This window comes from Streptomyces sp. NPDC086080 (assembly GCF_044540255.1).
Classification (GTDB): Bacteria; Actinomycetota; Actinomycetes; order Streptomycetales; family Streptomycetaceae; genus Streptomyces.
The window spans coordinates 28,257-47,487 of sequence record NZ_JBITRU010000033.1 but is presented as its reverse complement, the minus strand read 5'-3'; the positions used below and the strand labels follow the sequence as shown (position 1 = coordinate 47,487).

At 69.2% G+C, this 19,231-nt stretch carries 18 protein-coding genes and 1 pseudogene; 18 read left to right on the top strand and 1 reads right to left on the bottom strand.

The genetic code is table 11. The features are described from left to right. Positions 1 to 20: 20 nt before the first annotated feature. The 14 genes and pseudogenes from ACIF9R_RS30735 (at position 21) to ACIF9R_RS30670 (ending at position 14,890) form a co-directional block, all read left to right on the top strand. On the top strand, positions 21 to 2,027 hold the full coding sequence (locus ACIF9R_RS30735; RefSeq protein ID WP_399985700.1) for an acetyl-CoA carboxylase biotin carboxylase subunit: 2,007 nt from the start codon (positions 21 to 23) through the stop codon (positions 2,025 to 2,027). Further along, positions 2,024 to 2,971, top strand: coding sequence for a hydroxymethylglutaryl-CoA lyase (locus tag ACIF9R_RS30730; protein WP_399985668.1), 948 nt, complete (start codon positions 2,024 to 2,026; stop codon positions 2,969 to 2,971). Before ACIF9R_RS30735 ends, ACIF9R_RS30730 begins: the two co-directional genes overlap by 4 nt. Positions 2,972 to 2,977: 6 nt before the next feature. Beyond that, entirely contained in the window at positions 2,978 to 4,138 is a 1,161-nt protein-coding gene (locus tag ACIF9R_RS30725) for an acyl-CoA dehydrogenase family protein (RefSeq protein WP_399985667.1), read from the top strand. A gap of 200 nt (positions 4,139 to 4,338) precedes the next feature. Then, complete coding sequence (locus ACIF9R_RS30720) at positions 4,339 to 5,388, top strand: ABC transporter substrate-binding protein (RefSeq protein WP_399985666.1); 1,050 nt, start codon at positions 4,339 to 4,341, stop codon at positions 5,386 to 5,388. Positions 5,389 to 5,730: 342 nt separating this feature from the next. Beyond that, positions 5,731 to 7,173, top strand: coding sequence for a lysine decarboxylase DesA (gene desA / locus ACIF9R_RS30715; protein ID WP_399985665.1), 1,443 nt, complete (start codon positions 5,731 to 5,733; stop codon positions 7,171 to 7,173). Next, positions 7,157 to 8,449 carry a lysine N(6)-hydroxylase/L-ornithine N(5)-oxygenase family protein gene (locus ACIF9R_RS30710; RefSeq protein WP_399985664.1) on the top strand — a complete coding sequence of 431 codons (1,293 nt, stop codon included), beginning with the start codon at positions 7,157 to 7,159 and terminating at the stop codon, positions 8,447 to 8,449. Before desA ends, ACIF9R_RS30710 begins: the two co-directional genes overlap by 17 nt. After that, entirely contained in the window at positions 8,446 to 9,018 is a 573-nt protein-coding gene (locus ACIF9R_RS30705; RefSeq protein WP_399985663.1) for a GNAT family N-acetyltransferase, read from the top strand. Before ACIF9R_RS30710 ends, ACIF9R_RS30705 begins: the two co-directional genes overlap by 4 nt. Next, a complete protein-coding gene (locus tag ACIF9R_RS30700) occupies positions 9,015 to 10,787 on the top strand; it encodes an IucA/IucC family protein (RefSeq protein WP_399985662.1) in 1,773 nt (590 codons plus the stop codon). The genes ACIF9R_RS30705 and ACIF9R_RS30700 overlap by 4 nt, the downstream gene beginning before the upstream one ends. Before the next feature lie 343 nt (positions 10,788 to 11,130). After that, positions 11,131 to 11,259, top strand: coding sequence for a hypothetical protein (locus tag ACIF9R_RS30695; protein WP_399985661.1), 129 nt, complete (start codon positions 11,131 to 11,133; stop codon positions 11,257 to 11,259). Between the two features lie 103 nt (positions 11,260 to 11,362). Next, a pseudogene (locus tag ACIF9R_RS30690) lies at positions 11,363 to 11,509 on the top strand (IS5/IS1182 family transposase); the annotation flags it as partial. 278 nt (positions 11,510 to 11,787) lie between these two features. After that, positions 11,788 to 12,165, top strand: a complete 378-nt coding sequence (locus ACIF9R_RS30685; protein ID WP_399985660.1) for a hypothetical protein — start codon at positions 11,788 to 11,790, stop codon at positions 12,163 to 12,165. A gap of 114 nt (positions 12,166 to 12,279) precedes the next feature. After that, the gene (locus ACIF9R_RS30680) at positions 12,280 to 13,023 is read left to right on the top strand and encodes an ATP-binding cassette domain-containing protein (RefSeq protein ID WP_399985659.1); all 744 of its coding nucleotides are present in this window, start codon (positions 12,280 to 12,282) and stop codon (positions 13,021 to 13,023) included. A gap of 2 nt (positions 13,024 to 13,025) precedes the next feature. After that, a complete protein-coding gene (locus tag ACIF9R_RS30675) occupies positions 13,026 to 14,291 on the top strand; it encodes a hypothetical protein (RefSeq protein ID WP_399985658.1) in 1,266 nt (421 codons plus the stop codon). Positions 14,292 to 14,362: 71 nt separating this feature from the next. Continuing rightward, positions 14,363 to 14,890, top strand: a complete 528-nt coding sequence (locus ACIF9R_RS30670; RefSeq protein ID WP_399985657.1) for a hypothetical protein — start codon at positions 14,363 to 14,365, stop codon at positions 14,888 to 14,890. 583 nt (positions 14,891 to 15,473) lie between these two features. Here the strand turns inward: ACIF9R_RS30670 and ACIF9R_RS30665 are convergent. Further along, on the bottom strand, positions 15,474 to 15,881 hold the full coding sequence (locus ACIF9R_RS30665; protein ID WP_399985656.1) for an ATP-binding protein: 408 nt from the start codon (positions 15,879 to 15,881) through the stop codon (positions 15,474 to 15,476). 168 nt (positions 15,882 to 16,049) lie between these two features. Here ACIF9R_RS30665 and ACIF9R_RS30660 point away from each other — a divergent pair, with 168 nt between their 5' ends. From ACIF9R_RS30660 to ACIF9R_RS30645, 4 genes are all read left to right on the top strand, one after another. Continuing rightward, entirely contained in the window at positions 16,050 to 17,336 is a 1,287-nt protein-coding gene (locus ACIF9R_RS30660; RefSeq protein ID WP_399985655.1) for a Tat pathway signal protein, read from the top strand. A gap of 24 nt (positions 17,337 to 17,360) precedes the next feature. After that, entirely contained in the window at positions 17,361 to 17,918 is a 558-nt protein-coding gene (locus ACIF9R_RS30655; protein WP_399985654.1) for a GNAT family N-acetyltransferase, read from the top strand. Positions 17,919 to 18,002: 84 nt separating this feature from the next. Next, positions 18,003 to 18,884, top strand: coding sequence for a DUF4429 domain-containing protein (locus ACIF9R_RS30650; RefSeq protein WP_399985653.1), 882 nt, complete (start codon positions 18,003 to 18,005; stop codon positions 18,882 to 18,884). Between the two features lie 85 nt (positions 18,885 to 18,969). Next, positions 18,970 to 19,227, top strand: coding sequence for a hypothetical protein (locus ACIF9R_RS30645; protein ID WP_399985652.1), 258 nt, complete (start codon positions 18,970 to 18,972; stop codon positions 19,225 to 19,227). The last annotated feature ends 4 nt before the right edge of the window (positions 19,228 to 19,231 follow it).

Below are 19,231 nucleotides of genomic sequence, written 5' to 3'. Positions count from 1 at the left end.
CCCTGACGATGACTGAGCAGATGTTCGAGACGGTGCTGGTGGCCAACCGGGGCGAGATCGCGGTCCGCGTCATCCGCACCCTGCGGTCGATGGGCGTGCGCTCGGTGGCCGTGTACTCCGACGCGGACGCCGGCGCCCGGCACGTCCGGGAGGCCGACACGGCGGTACGGATCGGCCCGGCGGCCGCCTCGGAGAGCTATCTGTCGGTGGAGCGGCTGATCGAGGCCGCCGCCCGCACCGGCGCGCAGGCGGTCCACCCCGGGTACGGATTCCTCGCCGAGAACGCCGCCTTCGCGCGGGCGTGCGCCGAGGCCGGGCTGGTGTTCATCGGGCCCCCGGCGGAAGCGATCGCTCTGATGGGCGACAAGATCCGCGCGAAGGAGACGGTGAAGGCGGCCGGGGTGCCGGTCGTGCCCGGCTCCAGCGGCAGCGGGCTGACGGACGAGCAGCTCGCCGAGGCCGCCCGTGAGATCGGCGTGCCGGTGCTGCTGAAGCCGTCCGCGGGCGGTGGCGGCAAGGGCATGCGGCTGGTGCGGGACGCCGCGACCCTGGCGGACGAGATCGCCGCCGCGCGGCGCGAGGCCCGCGCCTCCTTCGGTGACGACACCCTGCTGGTCGAGCGGTGGATCGACCGCCCCCGGCACATCGAGATCCAGGTGCTGGCCGACGGCCACGGGGGCGTCATCCATCTGGGCGAACGTGAGTGCTCGCTCCAGCGGCGCCACCAGAAGATCATCGAGGAGGCGCCCAGTGTGCTCCTCGACGAGGAGACCCGGGCCGCGATGGGCGAGGCGGCGGTCCAGGCGGCCCGCTCCTGCGGCTACCGGGGCGCGGGCACGGTGGAGTTCATCGTCCCGGGCACCGACCCGTCCTCGTACTACTTCATGGAGATGAACACCCGCCTGCAGGTGGAACACCCGGTCACCGAGCTGATCACGGGGCTCGACCTGGTGGAGTGGCAGGTGCGGGTGGCGGCCGGTGAGCCGCTGGCGTTCGGGCAGGACGGCATCCGGCTGACCGGGCACGCGGTGGAGGCCCGCATCTGCGCGGAGGACCCTTCCCGGGGCTTCCTCCCCTCCGGAGGCACGGTGCTGCGGCTGCGCGAGCCGGGTGGCGACGGGGTGCGCACCGACTCCGGGCTGAGCGAGGGTACGGAGGTCGGCAGCCGCTACGACCCGATGCTGTCCAAGGTGATCGCGTACGGCCCCGACCGGGCGACCGCGCTGCGCAGGCTCCGGGCGGCGCTCGCGGAGACGGTGACGCTGGGCGTGCCGACCAACGCGGGTTTTCTGCGGCGGCTGCTGGCGCATCCGGCGGTGGTCTCCGGTGAGCTGGACACGGGGCTGGTCGAGCGTGCGGCGGACGGCCTCGTACCGGACGGGGTGCCGGCGGAGACGTACGCGGCGGCGGCGCTGCTGCGCCAGGCCTCCCTCGCACCCGCCGGCGGGCCCGGCTGGGCCGACCCGTTCGCCGCGGCCGACGGCTGGCGCCTGGGCGGCGAGCGGGCGTGGACCGCGCATCACCTGCGGGTGGCGGGCCACGACCCGGTGACCGTGCGGGTGCGCAGCACCCCGGACGGCGGTACGGAACTGCTGCTTCCCGGGGCGGACGCCCCGCTGCGGGCGGCCGCGGGAGCCGTGGACGGGCACCGGTTCAGCTGCGCGCTCGACGGCGTCACCCACACCTTCGCCGCCGTGGCGGACGGCACCTGGCTGGGCCGGGACGGCGACGCCTGGCATGTGCGCGACCACGACCCGGTCGCCGCGTCCCTCACCCGGGCGGGTCAGGCGGGCGCCGACTCGCTGACCGCGCCGATGCCGGGCACGGTGACGGTGGTGAAGGTCGCCGTCGGCGAGGAGGTGGCCGCGGGCCAGAGCCTGCTGGTGGTGGAGGCGATGAAGATGGAACACGTCATCTCCGCCCCGCACGCCGGCACGGTCACCGAACTGGACGTGGCCCCCGGTACCGCGGTCGCCATGGACCAGGTGCTGGCCGTGATCGCACCCGTGGAGGAGGAGACGGCATGAACCCTGGGGAACTGGGCCTGCCCATGGCCGTACCGGCGGCGGGACTGCCCGCGCGGGTGCGGATCCACGAGGTGGGCGCCCGCGACGGCCTGCAGAACGAGAAGGCGACCGTGCCGACCGTCGTCAAGGCGGAGTTCGTCCGCCGCCTGGCCGGCACCGGTCTGACCACGATCGAGGCGACGAGCTTCGTCCACCCCACCTGGGTGCCCCAGCTGGCGGACGCCGAGGAGCTGTACCCGGCCGTCGCCGACCTGCCGGTGTCGCTGCCGGTCCTGGTGCCCAACGAGCGGGGGCTGGACCGCGCGCTGGCGCTGGGCGCGCGGCGGGTGGCGGTGTTCGCCAGTGCCACGGAGTCCTTCGCCAAGGCCAACCTCAACCGCACGGTGGACGAGGCGCTGGCGATGTTCGAGCCGGTGGTGCGGCGGGCGAAGGCGGCGGACGTCCACGTCCGCGGCTACCTCTCGATGTGCTTCGGCGACCCGTGGGAGGGCACGGTCCCGGTCGCCCAGGTGGTGAAGGTGTGCCGGGCCCTGCTGGACATGGGCTGCGACGAACTGAGCCTGGGCGACACCATCGGGGTGGCCACCCCGGGCCATGTCACGGCCCTGCTCGACGCCCTCACCGAGGTCGGCGTCCCGGTGTCCGTGCTGGCCGTGCACTTCCACGACACCTACGGCCAGGCGCTGGCCAACACCCTGGCCGCGCTCCAGCGGGGCGTGACCACGGTCGACGCCTCGGCCGGCGGGCTGGGCGGCTGCCCGTACGCGAAGTCCGCCACCGGCAATCTCGCCACCGAAGACCTCGTGTGGATGCTGCGCGGCCTCGGCATCGACACCGGGATCGATCTCGGCCGTCTGGTCGCCACAAGCGTCTGGATGGCCGCCCACCTGGGCCGACCCAGCCCGTCCCGCACCGTACGAGCCCTCTCCCACCAGGAGTCGTGAACGACCATGGACCACAAGCTCTCCCCCGAACTGGAAGAACTCCGCCGCACGGTGGAGGAGTTCGCGCACGACGTGGTGGCGCCGAAGATCGGTGACTTCTACGAGCGGCACGAGTTCCCGTACGAGATCGTGCGGGAGATGGGCCGTATGGGCCTGTTCGGCCTGCCGTTCCCGGAGGAGTACGGCGGCATGGGCGGCGACTACTTCGCCCTCGGCGTGGCCCTGGAGGAGTTGGCGCGGGTCGACTCCTCGGTGGCCATCACCCTGGAGGCGGGCGTCTCGCTGGGAGCGATGCCGCTGCACCTGTTCGGCACCGAGGAGCAGAAGCGCGCGTGGCTGCCCCGGCTGTGCTCGGGCGAGATCCTGGGCGCGTTCGGCCTGACCGAGCCGGACGGCGGCAGTGACGCGGGCGCGACCCGTACCACGGCCCGGCTGGACGAGTCGACGAACGAGTGGGTCGTCAACGGCACGAAGTGCTTCATCACCAACTCGGGCACGGACATCACCGGGCTGGTCACGGTCACGGCGGTCACCGGCCGCACGCCGGACGGCAGGCCGCTGATATCGGCGATCATCGTCCCGTCGGGCACACCGGGCTTCACGGTGGCGGCCCCGTACTCGAAGGTCGGCTGGAACGCCTCGGACACGCGGGAGCTGTCCTTCGCCGACGTCCGGGTCCCGGCCGCCAACCTGCTGGGTGAAGAGGGCCGTGGCTACGCGCAGTTCCTGCGCATCCTGGACGAGGGCCGCATCGCCATCGCCGCGCTGGGCACGGGTCTGGCGCAGGGCTGTGTGGACGAGTCGGTGAAGTACGCCCGGGAGCGGCACGCGTTCGGCCGCCCGATCGGCGCGAACCAGGCGATCCAGTTCAAGATCGCCGACATGGAGATGAAGGCCCACACGGCACGCCTCGCCTGGCGGGACGCGGCGAGCCGGCTGGTCGCCGGTGAGCCCTTCAAGAAGGAGGCGGCGCTGGCCAAGCTGTACTCCTCCACGGTCGCCGTGGACAACGCCCGTGACGCGACCCAGATCCACGGCGGCTACGGGTTCATGAACGAGTACCCGGTGGCCCGTATGTGGCGCGACTCGAAGATCCTGGAGATCGGCGAGGGCACGAGCGAGGTACAACGCATGCTGATCGCACGGGAGTTGGGCCTGACGGGCTGAACCACCGCACCCGGCCCGCGTCCACGGTGACGCGGGCCGCCGGTCCGCTCACGTGACGCGCGTCACGGCGCCGGCCGGGCATGCCGGCCGCGCGGGCGGAGATGCGTGCCGGGTGCCCCCTGGACAGATCATCAGGTTAGGCTAACCTAAGTCTGATCCCAGCCCAGGACGGCTCCGTACGCACGAAAGCAGACCTCCCCATGTCGAACGCCAGAACCGCCCGCTTCTCCCGTCGGGGCCTGCTCACCGCCGGTGGCGCCCTCGGTCTCGGTGCCGTGCTCACCGCCTGTGGGGGCGAGGACGCGAAGGACGGCGACTCCGGGGAAAAGGGTGCCGGCGACACCGCATCCGGTCCGTGGTCCTTCAAGGACGACCGCGGCACCACGGTGAAGCTCGACAAGGTCCCGGCGAACATCGTGGCGTTCACCGGTGTCGCCGCCGCGCTGTACGACTACGGCGTCGAGGTGAAGGGCGTCTTCGGGCCGACGGAGACCAAGGACGGCAAGGCGGACGTCCAGGCCGGCGACATGGACATCAGCAAGGTGACCGTCCTCGGCAACGTCTGGGACCAGTTCAACGTCGAGAAGTACGCGACGCTCGCGCCCGACGTCCTGATCTCCACGATGTTCGACGACGCGGGCACCCTCTGGTACGTCCCCGAGGCGTCCAAGGACAAGATCGCCAAGCTGGCCCCGAGCGTCGGCATCTCCGTCTACGACCGTCAGCTGACCGCCCCGCTGCAGCGGATGTGGGAGCTGGCCGAGTCCCTCGGCGGCGACATGAAGGCGGCGAAGGCCACCGAGGCGAAGAAGCGGTTCGAGGAGGCCTCGGAGCGGCTGCGCAAGGCCGTCAAGGCCAACCCCGGCATCAAGGTGATGGCCGGTTCGGCGAGCCCGGAGATCTTCTACGTCTCCGGCACCAACCTCTCCGTCGACCTGGAGTACTTCAAGGCCCTCGGCGTGACGTTCATCGAGCCGCCGGAGAAGGCCAAGGCCGAGGGCGGCGGCTGGTTCGAGAGCCTGAGCTGGGAGAACGTCGACAAGTACCGGGCCGACATCATCATGATGGACGACCGCACCTCGGCCCTCCAGCCCGCGGACATCACCGAGGGGACCTGGAAGCAGCTCCCCGCGGTCAAGGCCGGTCAGGTCATCGCGCGGTCCGCCGAGCCGATCCTGTCCTACGACAAGTGCGCCCCCCTCGTGGAGAGCCTCGCCGAGGCCATCGAGAAGGCCAGGAAGGTCAGCTGACCGTCCCCCACCGAACCCTCCTCCCCCGGAGCCGTACGCGACCACCGCCGTAGCCGCCCCGTCTCTTCGCCCTTCAGGTCGCGGGGACGAGGCGGCTCGGCCCGTCCCTGAGCGGCCGTACGTCCGGCTCGCAGAGGAAGCCGGCGTCGCTGGCTGACAGAGGAACAACTGCGCGAACAGGCCCCAGATGCATACGAGTTGACATGCAATCACTTCCCGGCGCGGAAGTGACCGCGGTCACATCCGGAGCGGGAACAGAGTCATTCGACTTAGGTTAGGCTAACCAAAGTCATGCACTGGTCGGCTCCCCGCCCCGGACCGTCCCCACCGGAGGACCCCCACATGCGCTCGCACCTGCTCAACGACACCACCGCGGAGCACTACCGCCGCTCCGTGACCGAGGGAGTCGAGCGGGTGGCCGCCAAACTCGCCACCACAGAGCGGCCGTTCACCGGAATCACGGTCGACGCCCTCGCCCCCCGCATCGACGCGATCGACCTCGACCGCCCCTTGCGCGACACCGCCGCGGTGCTGGACGAACTGGAGGACGTCTACCTCCGGGACGCGGTCTACTTCCACCACCCCCGCTATCTCGCCCACCTCAACTGCCCGGTCGTCATCCCGGCCGTGCTCGGCGAGGCGGTGCTCTCCGCCGTCAACTCCTCCCTGGACACCTGGGACCAGTCGGCCGGCGGCACCCTCATCGAGCGGAAGATCATCGACTGGACGACCGGCCGCATCGGCCTCGGCCCTGCCGCCGACGGCGTGTTCACCTCCGGCGGCACCCAGTCCAACCTGCAGGCACTGCTGCTGGCCCGCGAGGAGGTGAAGACCGACGACCTGGCGACCCTGCGCGTCTTCGCCTCCGAGGTCAGCCACTTCAGCGTGCAGAAATCCGCGAAACTGCTCGGCCTCGGTCCGGACGCCGTGGTGTCGATCCCCGTCGACCACGACAAGCGGCTGCAGACCGTCGCCCTCGCCCGCGAACTGGAGCGCTGCGCCGAGGCGGGCCTGGTCCCCATGGCCGTCGTCGCCACCGCGGGCACCACCGACTTCGGCTCCATCGACCCGCTGCCCGAGATCGCCGAGCTGTGCCGGCGCCACGGCGCCTGGATGCACGTGGACGCCGCCTACGGCTGCGGACTGCTCGCCTCACTGAAGTACCGCGACCGCATCGACGGCATCGAGCGCGCCGACTCCGTCACCGTCGACTACCACAAGTCCTTCTTCCAGCCGGTGAGTTCGTCCGCCGTCCTGGTCCGCGACGCGGCCACGCTGCGACACGCCACCTACCACGCCGAGTACCTCAACCCGCGCCGCATGGTGACCGAGCGCATCCCCAACCAGGTCGACAAGTCCCTGCAGACCACCCGCCGCTTCGACGCCCTCAAGCTGTGGATGACCCTGCGCGTGATGGGCGCCGACGGCATCGGCGAACTCTTCGACGAGGTCTGCGACCTGGCGTCGGAGGGCTGGAAACTGCTGGCCGCCGACCCCCGCTTCGACGTCGTGGTCGAGCCGGCCCTCTCCACCCTCATCTTCCGCTGCATCCCCGCGGCCGTCACCGACCCCGCCGAGATCGACCGCGCCAACCTCTACGCCCGCAAGGCCCTGTTCGCCTCCGGCGACGCGGTGGTCGCGGGCACCAAGGTGGCGGAACGCCACTACCTGAAGTTCACCCTGCTGAACCCCGAGACCACGACGGCCGACGTCTCCGCCGTCCTCGATCTGATCGCCGGCCACGCCGAGCAGTACCTGGGAGAGTCCCTTGACCGCGCTTGCTGAAGAACCCTCAACCACCTACGACTTCGTGGGCATCGGACTGGGCCCCTTCAACCTCGGCCTCGCCTGCCTCACCGAGCCCATCGACGAACTGAACGGCGTCTTCCTGGAGTCCAAGCCGGACTTCGAGTGGCACTCCGGCATGTTCCTCGACGGCGCCCACCTCCAGACCCCGTTCATGTCGGACCTCGTCACCCTGGCCGACCCGACGTCCCCGTACTCCTTCCTCAACTACCTCAAGCAGAAGGGACGGCTGTACTCGTTCTACATACGCGAGAACTTCTACCCGCTGCGGGTGGAGTACGACGACTACTGCCGCTGGGCCGCCGCCCAGCTGAGCAGCATCCGCTTCGGCACGACGGTCACCGAGGTGACGTACGACGAGACCGACGGGCTGTATGCGGTGGCGACCGAAGCCGGTGGGACGTACCGTGCCCGGCACCTGGTGCTCGGCACCGGGACCGTGCCCTTCGTCCCCGAGCCGTGCCGCGGCCTGGACGGGGACCTCCTCCACACCGCGCAGTACACGCGGCGCAAGGCGGACCTGCTGAAGAAGCAGTCGGTCACGGTCGTCGGCAGCGGACAGAGCGCCGCCGAGATCTACCACGAACTGCTCTCCGGGATCGACGTCCACGGCTACCAGCTCAACTGGGTCACCCGCTCCCCGCGGTTCTTCCCGCTGGAGTACACCAAGCTGACCCTGGAGATGACCTCCCCGGACTACATCGACTACTTCCGCACGCTGCCCGAGGAGACCCGCTACCGGCTGGAGAAGCAGCAGAAGGGTCTGTTCAAGGGCATCAACTCGGAGCTGATCGACGCGATCTTCGACCTGCTGTACCAGAAGACCGTCGAGAGCGGCGACCGGCCGGTTGCCACCCGGCTGCTCACCAACTCCACGCTCACCGACGCCCGTTACAAGGACGGCGGCTACACGCTCGGCTTCCGTCAGGACGAGCAGGGCAAGGACTTCGAGATCCGCACCGAGGGCCTGGTGCTGGCCACCGGCTACCACTACGAGCCCCCGGCCTTCCTCGACCCGGTACGCGACCGGATCCGCTTCGACGGCCACGGCCGCTTCGACGTGAGCCGTGACTACGCCATCGACGTCACCGGACACGGCATCTTCCTGCAGAACGCCGGCGTCCACACGCACAGCGTCACCAGCCCCGACCTGGGCATGGGCCCGTACCGGAACGCGACGATCATCCGCGAGCTGCTGGGCACCGAGTACTACCCGGTCGAGAAGACCATCGCCTTCCAGGAGTTCGCAGTATGAGCGGGACGAGCAGGACGAGCATCGGCACGTTCACCGTCCGCCCCCTGGACCCGCTGAAGGACGCCGAGCTGCTGCACCGCTGGGTCACCGACCCCAAGGCGGCGTTCTGGATGATGCAGGACGCGAAGCTCCAGGACGTCGAGCGCGAGTACCTGCGCATCGCCGCCCACGAGCACCACCACGCCTGTCTGGGCCTGCACGACGGCGAACCGGCCTTCCTGATGGAGACGTACGACCCCCGGTACGTCGAACTCACCGGCCTGTACGACCCCGAGCCCGGCGACGTCGGCATGCACTTCCTGGTCGCCCCCACCGACCGCCCGGTCCACGGCTTCACCAGGGCGGTCATCACCGCCGTGATGGAGGAATTGTTCGCCGACCCGGCCACCCGGCGGGTCGTGGTCGAACCGGACGTGCGCAACAAGGCCGTGCACGCCCTGAACGAGGCCGTGGGCTTCGTGGCCGAGCGGGAGATCGACAAGCCGGAGAAGCGCGCGCTGCTGAGCTTCTGCACGCGCGAACGCTTCTTCAACAGGCACAGCGAGGCCGCCCGAGGAGCAGCCGTATGACCCCGTCCGACGCCGTGGCGCATCTGTCCCCCCACCACTGGGCGCGGGCCAACCGCCTCCTGATCCGCAAGGCCCTCGCCGAGTTCGCGCACGAGCGGCTGATCACGCCGGAGGCCACCGGCGACGGTGGGTGGGCCGTCCGCAGCGACGACGGCCTGACCCGGTACACCTTCACCGCGACACTCCGCGCCCTGGAACACTGGGGGATCGACGCCGACTCGATCACCCGCCACCGCGACGGCACCGAACTCGAGCTCGCCGCCCTGGACTTCTTCATCGAGCTGCGGAAGTCCCTGGGCCTGAGCGACGAGATCCTGCCGGTGTACCTGGAGGAGGTCTCCTCCACCCTCTCCGGCACCTGCTACAAACTCGCCAAGCCGCGGATCCCGGCCCGCGAGCTGATCGACGCCGGCTTCCAGGCCGTCGAGACCGGCATGACCGAGGGCCACCCCTGTTTCGTCGCCAACAACGGACGGCTGGGCTTCGGCGTCCACGAGTACCGGTCCTACGCGCCGGAGACGGCGAACCCGGTCCGACTGGTGTGGCTGGCCGCGCACCGCTCGCGCGCCGCGTTCACGGCCGGCGTCGGCGTCGAGTACGAGTCGTTCCTCCTCCAGGAACTGGGCGAGAAGACCGTCAAGGGCTTCCACGCCGTCCTGCGCGAGCAGGACCTGGACCCCGCCGACTACCTCCTGATCCCCGTCCACCCCTGGCAGTGGTGGAACAAGCTCTCGGTCACCTTCGCCGCCGAGGTCGCCCGCCGGCACCTGGTCTGCCTGGGCGAGGGCGACGACGAGTATCTGGCCCAGCAGTCCATCCGTACCTTCTTCAACACCTCGCACCCGGAGAAGCACTACGTGAAGACGGCCCTGTCCGTCCTCAACATGGGCTTCATGCGCGGACTGTCCGCCGCCTACATGGAGGCGACCCCGGCGATCAACGACTGGCTGGCGCGGCTCGTCGACAGCGACCCGGTCCTGCGGGCCACCGGGCTGTCGATCATCCGGGAGCGGGCCGCCGTGGGCTACCGGCACCTGGAGTACGAGCAGGCCACCGACCGCTACTCGCCGTACCGCAAGATGCTGGCCGCGCTGTGGCGGGAGAGCCCGGTGCCGTCCTTGAAGGACGGCGAGTCCCTCGCCACCATGGCGTCCCTCGTCCACGTCGACCACGAGGGCACCTCCGTCGCGACCGCGCTGATCGAACGCTCGGGGCTCACCCCGGCCGAGTGGCTGCGCCACTACCTGCGGGCCTACTACGTCCCCCTCCTGCACAGCTTCTACGCCTACGACCTGGTGTACATGCCGCACGGCGAGAACGTGATCCTCGTACTGGCGGACGGCGTGGTGCGGCGCGCGATCCACAAGGACATCGCCGAGGAGATCGCGGTGATGGACCCGGACGCGGTACTGCCACCGGAGGTCTCCCGCATCCGGGTGGAGGTCCCGGAGGACACCAAACTCCTGTCGATCTTCACGGACGTCTTCGACTGCTTCTTCCGCTTCCTCGCCGCGAACCTCGCCGAGGAGGGCGTCCTGGCCGAGGACGGCTTCTGGCGCACGGTCGCGGAGGTCACCCGCGAGTACCAGGCCTCGGTCCCCGAACTCGCCGACAAGTTCACCCGCTACGACATGTTCGCCCCCGAGTTCGCCCTCTCCTGCCTGAACCGCCTCCAGCTCCGCGACAACAGACAGATGGTCGACCTGACGGACCCCTCGGGCGCGCTCCAGCTGGTGGGCACGCTGAGGAATCCCCTGGCGGGGTTCTGACCCACGAACAGACGAGCGCCCCGGAGTACGGTCATTCAGGGCGCTCGTCAACACAACGTGCCTAGTCAGGCTGCCTTCTTCGATGGCCTCGAAGGCTGAGCCAGGGGTACTGCCCCAGGAACCGTTTCCCGTTGAAATGCACCATGTGTGTCTTGCTTGAAGTTCTTCCAAGGCCGGGCGGTCAGCGTCTTCGCTGGTCACGCAAGGGGTGTTGACCGGGCCTCGACGTGAAGCAACGGAGCTCGTCGGTACAGGCGGTCGTCCAAGACAGCTTGTCCAGCAAGGGGATCCGTTGCCTGTTCATTGTGTCCCGCCGTCGGCGCTGACGACCGTTACCCGGACGGTGACTGTGGCCGCGGGCCGGTTCGCTCCCGGACATCTGGAGGAGCTGACGACGGTCATGCCGTGCGAGCTGGTCCACGCGGTCCTGTCCGAGACCGGGACCGTGCAGCGGCGGCTGTGTGACCAGTGAAAACGCTAACTACCCGGCCTTGGGGGGACCTCACCCACGCCTACGACCCCGCCCTTCCCTTTCCTTCCGGGGCAAGAGCCTGCGCGGCCGGCGCCGGCGTCACAACCGCGATCATGCCAAGGTCCGCAGCCTCGGCGAACGCGCCATGGCCACCCTCACATACCGGCGGCTTCTGAGGCAGCTCCGCTGCAGCACCACCCGGATCACCGCCGTCGTCCGTGCCGTCGTCGCCCTCGAACTCGCCACCTGATCAAGATGAGAAGGCTCACCGCGACGATCCAGCCATTCGTCCACGACGGCATCTCAGGCTTCCTCCCTCACCGGACTGTCGATCTTGAGCGCAACCGCTCGGCCTGAGCCATCGCCGGTACGTTCGGAAACACCGAGCCGATTCGACCAAGAGATCGATTAAGCTCTGGCCAGCCGTCTGATCATCGTTAAATTCGCAGTGCGAGTCAGTAAGCGCACGGTGTCCGGGATGACACCGCACGACACATTTGGACGGGTGTGAATATGAAGAATCGCCGGTTGGCGCGTGGGCTCATCGTTGGTGCGGCCCTGGTGGGGCTTGCTGGGGCCACCCCCGCCTACGCCGAAGGCTCCTGGTCCTCGTACATCAGTGGCTGGAGCGAGGGTTCGGAGTCGAGACGCTGGACGGACAACAACGCCGACTCCGTCAGCACCTCCGTAGGGTTCAGTGGCTGCCACTCCGACGGCGGCTTCGGAAACGCCGGGCTGAAGCTCTGGAAGGACGTCTTCGGTCCTGACAGTGACCAGGGGTCCAGGACCAACTACTGCAACAGGGTCTACTGGGGCGACAAGGCCAGCGGCACGTATTACTTCGAGCTTACGAGCGTCTTCAGCGGCGGCTACCTCGATGTCAACTCAGTGAACACACGGTACTGATGTAGGCATACTCCGGGTGTTCCGGCACCCTCCGTTGCCGGAACACCCGGTCGCTCCAACTCGCTCACCACCAAGCCGTCTCCGATCAGCGGGGCGGCGGATTGCGCACTCTCCATGGCTCTGGTTTTCCGTACTCTCACCTTCCGCTACAACCGGAAGACAGCCGTGTTCGCCGGACTCGACCTGCACATCGACAGTCCGGCCACTGTGCTGCTCGGCCCCAACGGTGCCGGCAAGTCCACGCTGATGGCGCTTGCCGCTTCTCAGCTCACCCCCACCCAGGGAACGCTGAGCTGGTGCGACCTGAGCCCTGACAGCCGCAAGAACCAGGCGCGGTACCGGAAGGCCGTGGCCTGGATCCCACAGCAGATCAGCCCTGTCCCCGGGCTGACCGTCCGTGAGCAAGTGGCCTATGCGGGCTGGCTCAAGGGACTCTCCCGCAGCGCTGCCTGGGAAGCATCCTTGCAGGCACTGGAGAGAGTCGACTTGGTCAAGCTCGCTGATCGCAAGAGCCATCAGGTGTCTGGTGGACAACTGCGCCGCATGGGTATTGCCGGTGCCCTCACGCACCGCAGCGAGCTCATCCTTATGGACGAGCCGACCGCCGGTCTCGATCCACAGCAGCGAACGGTGTTCCGCTCCTTGATGGAAGAACTCAGCGACTCCGTGTCGGTCATCGTGTCCACACACCAGACAGAGGACCTTGCCGACCTGTATCGGGAGGTCGTGGTACTGAGCGGCGGAACCGTCCGGTTCCAGGGCAGCACCGATGCATTTCACTCACTTGCGGGAGGAACCAGCTCTCCACGGGGACTGGCGGATGCCGCCTACACGCAGCTCGTCGGCCGGGAGGCGTGATCATGCGGCTGAGAACCACGATCCGCTCCTCCGCGGCAACCATCCTCCTGCCCTTTCTCATCGGATTCGTCTTCGTTGCTCTCGGCGATGACCTGTCCGAATGGGTCACGGTCAACTACTGGCCCTCCGCCACAGGCAGCTCCACTTTCGCGCTTCCCTTCGTCGCCGCTGCCTGTGCAGCCGCAGCGGCCTGGGAAGGTGCACGACTGCACCGAGGACGGGTCTTCGACCAGGCGCCCGTGCGCGGCCAGTTGGCCATCACGCTCCCCGCGCTCATCCCCGTCGTGGTGATGGGCCTGCTGGGCATGCTCGCCGCTCTGCTCACGTCCGCGATTGCCGCCGACGTGGGTCCCGGAGTTCCTCAGCTGGGTATCGTCCTGGTGGTGGTCGGCGTGCTGGCAGCCAACACACTCGTCGGCTACATCGTCGGCCGTGTGCTACCGGCCGTCCTCGCCGCGCCTCTCGCGCTGATCGGCAGTTTCTTCGTCAACGCCTACCCCTCCTCCTGGAGCATCTACTGGCTCCGCCACCTGCTGGGAGGAGGGCTGGACAGCTGCTGTTCGGTTGACACGACCGTGGATGGGCGCGCCCTACTCAGTGCCGGCGTGTTCACGGCGGCCATCTGCCTCGCCTCGCTGGTTCTGATCCACTGCAGAGGCAGTGCGGTTGCCCTCCTTGCGGCAGCGGTCGTCACGGCCGGCGGTTTCGGCACCGCCGCTTACATCGCACGGAGTCTCACCGCAGAGCCGATTCAGGCTCGCTCGCCCGAGGCCTTGATCTGCGAAGGTGCTGAGCCCCGAATCTGCCTGTGGCCCGAAGTGGACAATCGCGCCATGGTGCTGCGCGAAACGCGCGAAACAGTGAAAAGACTGGAGCTGGCCGGCCTTCCTGCACCCAGGATATTGACCATGGCAGCGCAGCCGGAGGCAGGGGCGGTCAAACTCGGAATCCCCACTGATCCACGAGCCGGCGACATTCCCGGAGGTATCGTCTCCGGCCTGATCCCCGAGCCTCCCGAGTGCGCGATAAAGGGGGCCCCCTATCCCGCTGGGGACGCCGTCTCGCCTTTGGCAGCCTGGCTCTACGCAACGGCGGGTGCGCCGGTTGACACCGTGGCGGGCAGGTTCGGACAGCAGGAGGCGGCAGTCGCCCATGAGGTGATGAAACAGCCTCGCAGTGTCCAACTGGACTGGTACCGACACAATATGAACGCGATGCGGTCCTGCGGAAAGCAGCCGCAGCTGAATATTGCGGGGAACGCTACATGACCTGGTGGCTCAAGGTCCGCGCGGTGCCCGCTCTGGTCTCAGGGGTAGTGGGAACGATAGGAGTCGGTCTGATGGTCGGCGGTGCTGAACTCCCCGTCCCCGCACTCACGGGCCAGGCAGGCCAGTTCCTCGTGGGACACCTCATCACCCTGACCCCAGCCGTCCTGCTGCTTTTCGGGATGGGGCGCGGAGATCTGCGCACGGAGAGCGTCGCTTCGCGCACCGTGCGGCACTGGGACGTCGCCCTCGCGGTATCCTGCGCCGCGGCGGGCCTGTTGACAGCGGCGATCTGCCACATCCTCTGGCCCACAGATATCGCCATGGTCCTGGGCCGAAACATTGCCGGCTACATCGGCCTCGCCCTGATCTTGCGCCCCCTGGTGGGACATCGGGTGGCGGGGGGCGCCCTGGCCGCTGTACCACTGGCCTGCGCGGCAGCCGGGTGGCGTACGGGCGGACGGCCAGAGCCGTGGGCGTGGTTGCTGCACCCCGGCGACTCGGTGCTCGCTGTGGTCATGGCCACGGCGACGCTGCTGGTCGGTGTATCGGTCGCACTGACTCGACGGAAGCCACCGTGGGAGATCGATGCCGCGCCGTAGGACTACTGCACTTGTCTGCGTGATGTCCGTCAGCCACCCATGATCAGACCGGCGCCCGGAACGGTTCAGGTGACGGTGGAGTCGTAGGCGACCGGGGATGCGCCAGGACGGGGTGGTTACCGCGGCCAACCTTAACGACGTCACCCAGGCACTCGCCCTGGTCGACGGCATCCGCCCGTCGCCGACCGCCCCGGCCGTCCGCGCAGGCGTCCCGAAGCCCTGCTCGGACGGATCTCCGCCTCGCCCACCCGGCGAGGCAGGGGGCGAAGGTCTTGCGGGCCGCGCCTACCGGCGAGGGAGCCTGTTCGGCCGGGACGGAGCGGGTGGTGCACCTCCTCGTGCCGGGTGCTTGTGTCTCTCCGGCACGAGGAGGCGGCTCAGGCAGCGCTGTGACCGAGGGCAGGTGGGGGTACGCAGTCGGATGTGCAGATCCAGAGCCGGAACAGCCGGTCTCGGTACCGCACCTCGCCCCACACACGGCCGGAAGTTCCGAGCCGACGTGCGCAGCGCGCGCAGTCGATGGCCATCTGCTGCCGTGGGCCGAGCCGGTCGACGCGCGGCAGGTCGGCGGTGGTCTGTCCGTTCACCGCTCGCCGTCCGCACGCAGCTCGGCCCACACCCGTTTCCCGCCCGCCACCGGCTCGCAGCCCCAGTCGTGGGCGAGTGCCTCGACGAGGACCAGGCCGCGTCCGTGCTCGTCGGCCGGGGAGGGCGTGCTCGGGACAGGCCTGCCATGGGACGTGTCGGTGACGGCGATCCGCGCGGACTCCTTGCCGGTCCGAGTGATCGAGACGCCGACCGTGTTCGTGCCGGTGTGCTCCACCGCGTTGGCCACCAACTCCGTGACGATCTGCTCGGCGACCTCCACCAGTCGGGGCAGACCCCAGGTGTCCAGCGCCAGCGCCATGTCCCGGCGTGCCTTGGCGGCGGCCTCCGGTGTCGCCGGGTAGCGCTCCTGGTAGCGCTGTGGTCCTGCGGATGCAGCGGTCATGGTCATCGGATGTGTCCCTCTGGGGTGCTCGCGTGCCGTACGACCAACCAACCGGTCCACAGGGGTCTGTGTGCATGTCGAACACGGACCGTTGTGCTCGCGCCGGCCCTGACGAATTGACCGGCCCTTTCCTCACGCCGGTGGGCACGCCGCCTCTACCGTGATCCCATGGCACGGAGCAGGAACCAGAGCCTCGCGGACTGGATGAATCACCACCAGGTCACGGCCGTCGAACTGGCCGAGCTGGTCAACGACGCCATGGAACAGTTCACGGGTCGGCGCGGTGCTGTTTCCGAACGCACCGTGTTCCGCTGGTTATCGGGGGAGAACCGTTGGCCCCAGGACCGTCAGCGCCTGGCCCTGGAGAATGTCACCGGGTGTCCCGCCAACCGTCTCGGGTTCGTCCCCCGAGGCCGGAGGCCGGCTCCCGCCCCGGCACCACAGGAGGTCCCCGTGCACCGCCGCGCCTTCATCACCGCCGCTACCGGCACCGCCTTCGCCGTCACCGCCCTCAACGTGGCTGCCACTCCTCAGCGGGCCGCAGCCCGTCCCACCGTCGGACTCGGAGACGTCCAGCGCCTTCGCGCGCGTCTCACCGAGCTTTACGAGCAGGACGACAAAAAGGGCGGCGACGCCGACCTCGAAGAACAGGCCAACATCGAAATCCGGCGCACACTCGGACTCCAGCAGAACGGCAGCGCCACCGGCCGTGTCCGCAGCCGCCTGTACGCCCTCGCCGCTGCCTTCACCGCCACTGCCCTGTGGGCAGCCGTGGACTCCGGCCGGCTCGCCGACGCCCAGCGATACATGGAACAGGCCGTCACCCTCGCCGGGCTCTCCGGCGACGGCCAGGTTCAGCACCAGACGTGGCGATACGCCGCCATGCTCGCCGATCAACGCGGACGCCACGCCGACGCCATCGCCGCCGCCGAAGCCGCCATGCTCACCGCGCCCCACCGCCGGGACCCGCTGTACACCTCCCTCAGCCACGCCCGCCTGGCTCTCGCGGCCGCAAGTGCCGGCGACCGTTCCAGAGCCCTGCGCGCCCTGGACCGAGCCGCCTCCGCCTACGACCGCGCCGACCTGGCCCAGCCACGCCCGGTCTCCATGGGCTTCTACACGCACGGCGAACTCCACGGCCTGACCGGCATCACCCACTACCGCCTCGGCCGGGCCGAGGAAGCCGAATTCCACGCCCACCAGTGCCTCGCCGCCCTCAGCACCGACCAGCGCCGCAACGGCGCCTACTACACGGCTCAGGCCGCCCTCGCACAGCTCGGCCAGGGCGATCTGGAACAGGCGACCGCCACAGCAATCACGGTGATCCCTCCGCCCGGCACCGTGTCGACGGGCCGCGTTCCCCGGCTCCTCGGCACCTTCACCTCCGCCCTCAACATGAAAGCGCCCGGCGCAGCCATCACCCGCCAGTGGAACGAGCGTGCCCGCGCCCTGTGACCCGACCACCGAAGGAGACGCGTCGTGACCGCGCCCGCCGACACCCTCGAACTCATCCGCTACGGCCAGGACGAGTTCCCCGCCATCCGGCCCACCCTGGTCTCCCTGTACGCCGAGGTCTACACCGACCAGCTCGCGAACCCGTTCTTCTCCGTCGAGCGGTTCGAGCAACGCCTGGAGGGGTATGCGTCGCGGCCCGGATGGGAAGCCATCGTCGCCTATGACGGAGGTGAGGCTGCCGGGTACGCGTTCGCGTCCACGCTTCCCGAGGGCTCCGCCTGGTGGGCGGGCATGCTCGAACCGCTGCCACAGGAGGAGGCCGCTGAGGACGGCCGACGCACCCTCGCTTTGTTCGAGCTGATGGTGCGCCGGCCCTGGCGCGGCACCGGTCTCGCCCGCCGCGTCCATGAAGAGCTGTTGGCCGGCCGGCCGGAAGAGCGCGTCACGCTCCTGGTGGAGCTAAGCCATCCCAAGGTCAAGGCACTGTACGAGAGCTGGGGATACCACAACGTCGGTGATCAGCAGCCGTTTGCCGATGCCCCGATCTACGCCACGATGATGCGTCCGCTGAAGGCCGTCTGAGCGGCGGTCGGCTCCTGCTGAGGTCCCCTGCGCGCAGGGTCGGTGCAGACCACTCTCCCGCAGGTCCGGTGAAACAATCCCCCCATGGCGGAAATCATCCAGAAGGACGGTACGTGGACCTTCGACGGGGAGTGCCTGCGGCTGACTCCCGGCCGGGACAAGAATGTCGGCCTGCTGCGCAGGACGTTGGGTGAACTGGTACTGCCTCTCCAGGCGTTGGCGGGAATATCGTTCGAGCAGGGCAAGAAGGCGGGGCGGCTCAGGCTGCGGCTGCGGGACGGCGCCGACCCGCTGCTGCACGCGGCCGGCGGACGGCTGACCGAGCCGCACGACCCCTACCAGCTGATCGTGGAATCCGATCGCTACGGGGTCGCCGAGTACTTCACCGAGGAGGTCCGCACCGCCCTGCTCCTTGACCAGGTCCCCTCCGAGCCGGTCACCGAGTATCTGCTGCCGGGCCCGTCCGTGCCGCTGTCCGTCTCCGCCGGGGACGGCACGGTGAGCTTCGACGGCGAGCGCGTCCGGCTGGAGTGGAACTGGAAGACGGAGGACGCCAAGGCCGCCGCCGGCACCCGCACCCTCGCGGTGACGGACCTGACCGCCGTGGAGTGGCAGCCCGCGTCCGGACTGGAGAACGGACACCTCCGCTTCCATGTGCGGCACGCCCCCACCAAGGCCCCGGCCAAGTACGACCCCAACTCGGTGGAGCTGTGGGGCTTCAAGAAGGACCCGCTGATGGCGCTGGTGGCCGCCGCCGTCCAGGCCCGTCTGCCGCATCCGGCCGCACCCGACGCCGACGGGGCGTCGCGGGAGCCGGCGGCCCCGCATCCGGCCCCGGCCCACTCCGAGGACGATCACGACGCCCTGCTCCGCCGGCTGCGGGAGCTGGGCGAGCTGCACCGGTCCGGCGTGCTCACCGACGAGGAGTTCACCCTCGCCAAACAGGCGATTCTGAAGCGAATGTGAGCACAACCGGACAGCCGAGCGGGCGGCCTGCCCGATATCGGGCACGATTCTTGCGATTCGGCCTCTCTTACCTCAGGATCGTCGGGTGCACGACGAACTTGTTGATCATCTGGCGCGGTCCACGCCCCTCAGCCGGGGCGAGGCACTGCGGGTGGTCCAGGACGTGCTCGCCTACTTCGACGAGACGACCGAGGAGTACGTCCGTCGCCGCCACCGCGAGCTCCAGGCCCAGGGCCTGGTGAACGCGACGATCTTCGAACAGATCAAGGCGGACCTCAGATACCGAGCGGTGGCACCGCCCGAGCTCTCGCTCCGGCAGCTGCGCCGCATCGTCTACGGCTAGGAAC

Coding starts and splice junctions, on each gene's coding strand:
- ACIF9R_RS30735 (WP_399985700.1), top strand. CDS start 21: ATGTTCGAGACGGTGCTGGTGGCCAACCGGGGCGAGATCGCGGTCCGC.
- ACIF9R_RS30730 (WP_399985668.1), top strand. CDS start 2,024: ATGAACCCTGGGGAACTGGGCCTGCCCATGGCCGTACCGGCGGCGGGA.
- ACIF9R_RS30725 (WP_399985667.1), top strand. CDS start 2,978: ATGGACCACAAGCTCTCCCCCGAACTGGAAGAACTCCGCCGCACGGTG.
- ACIF9R_RS30720 (WP_399985666.1), top strand. CDS start 4,339: ATGTCGAACGCCAGAACCGCCCGCTTCTCCCGTCGGGGCCTGCTCACC.
- desA (WP_399985665.1), top strand. CDS start 5,731: ATGCGCTCGCACCTGCTCAACGACACCACCGCGGAGCACTACCGCCGC.
- ACIF9R_RS30705 (WP_399985663.1), top strand. CDS start 8,446: ATGAGCGGGACGAGCAGGACGAGCATCGGCACGTTCACCGTCCGCCCC.
- ACIF9R_RS30700 (WP_399985662.1), top strand. CDS start 9,015: ATGACCCCGTCCGACGCCGTGGCGCATCTGTCCCCCCACCACTGGGCG.
- ACIF9R_RS30680 (WP_399985659.1), top strand. CDS start 12,280: ATGGCTCTGGTTTTCCGTACTCTCACCTTCCGCTACAACCGGAAGACA.
- ACIF9R_RS30675 (WP_399985658.1), top strand. CDS start 13,026: ATGCGGCTGAGAACCACGATCCGCTCCTCCGCGGCAACCATCCTCCTG.
- ACIF9R_RS30670 (WP_399985657.1), top strand. CDS start 14,363: ATGGTCGGCGGTGCTGAACTCCCCGTCCCCGCACTCACGGGCCAGGCA.
- ACIF9R_RS30665 (WP_399985656.1), bottom strand. CDS start 15,881: ATGACCGCTGCATCCGCAGGACCACAGCGCTACCAGGAGCGCTACCCG.
- ACIF9R_RS30660 (WP_399985655.1), top strand. CDS start 16,050: ATGGCACGGAGCAGGAACCAGAGCCTCGCGGACTGGATGAATCACCAC.
- ACIF9R_RS30650 (WP_399985653.1), top strand. CDS start 18,003: ATGGCGGAAATCATCCAGAAGGACGGTACGTGGACCTTCGACGGGGAG.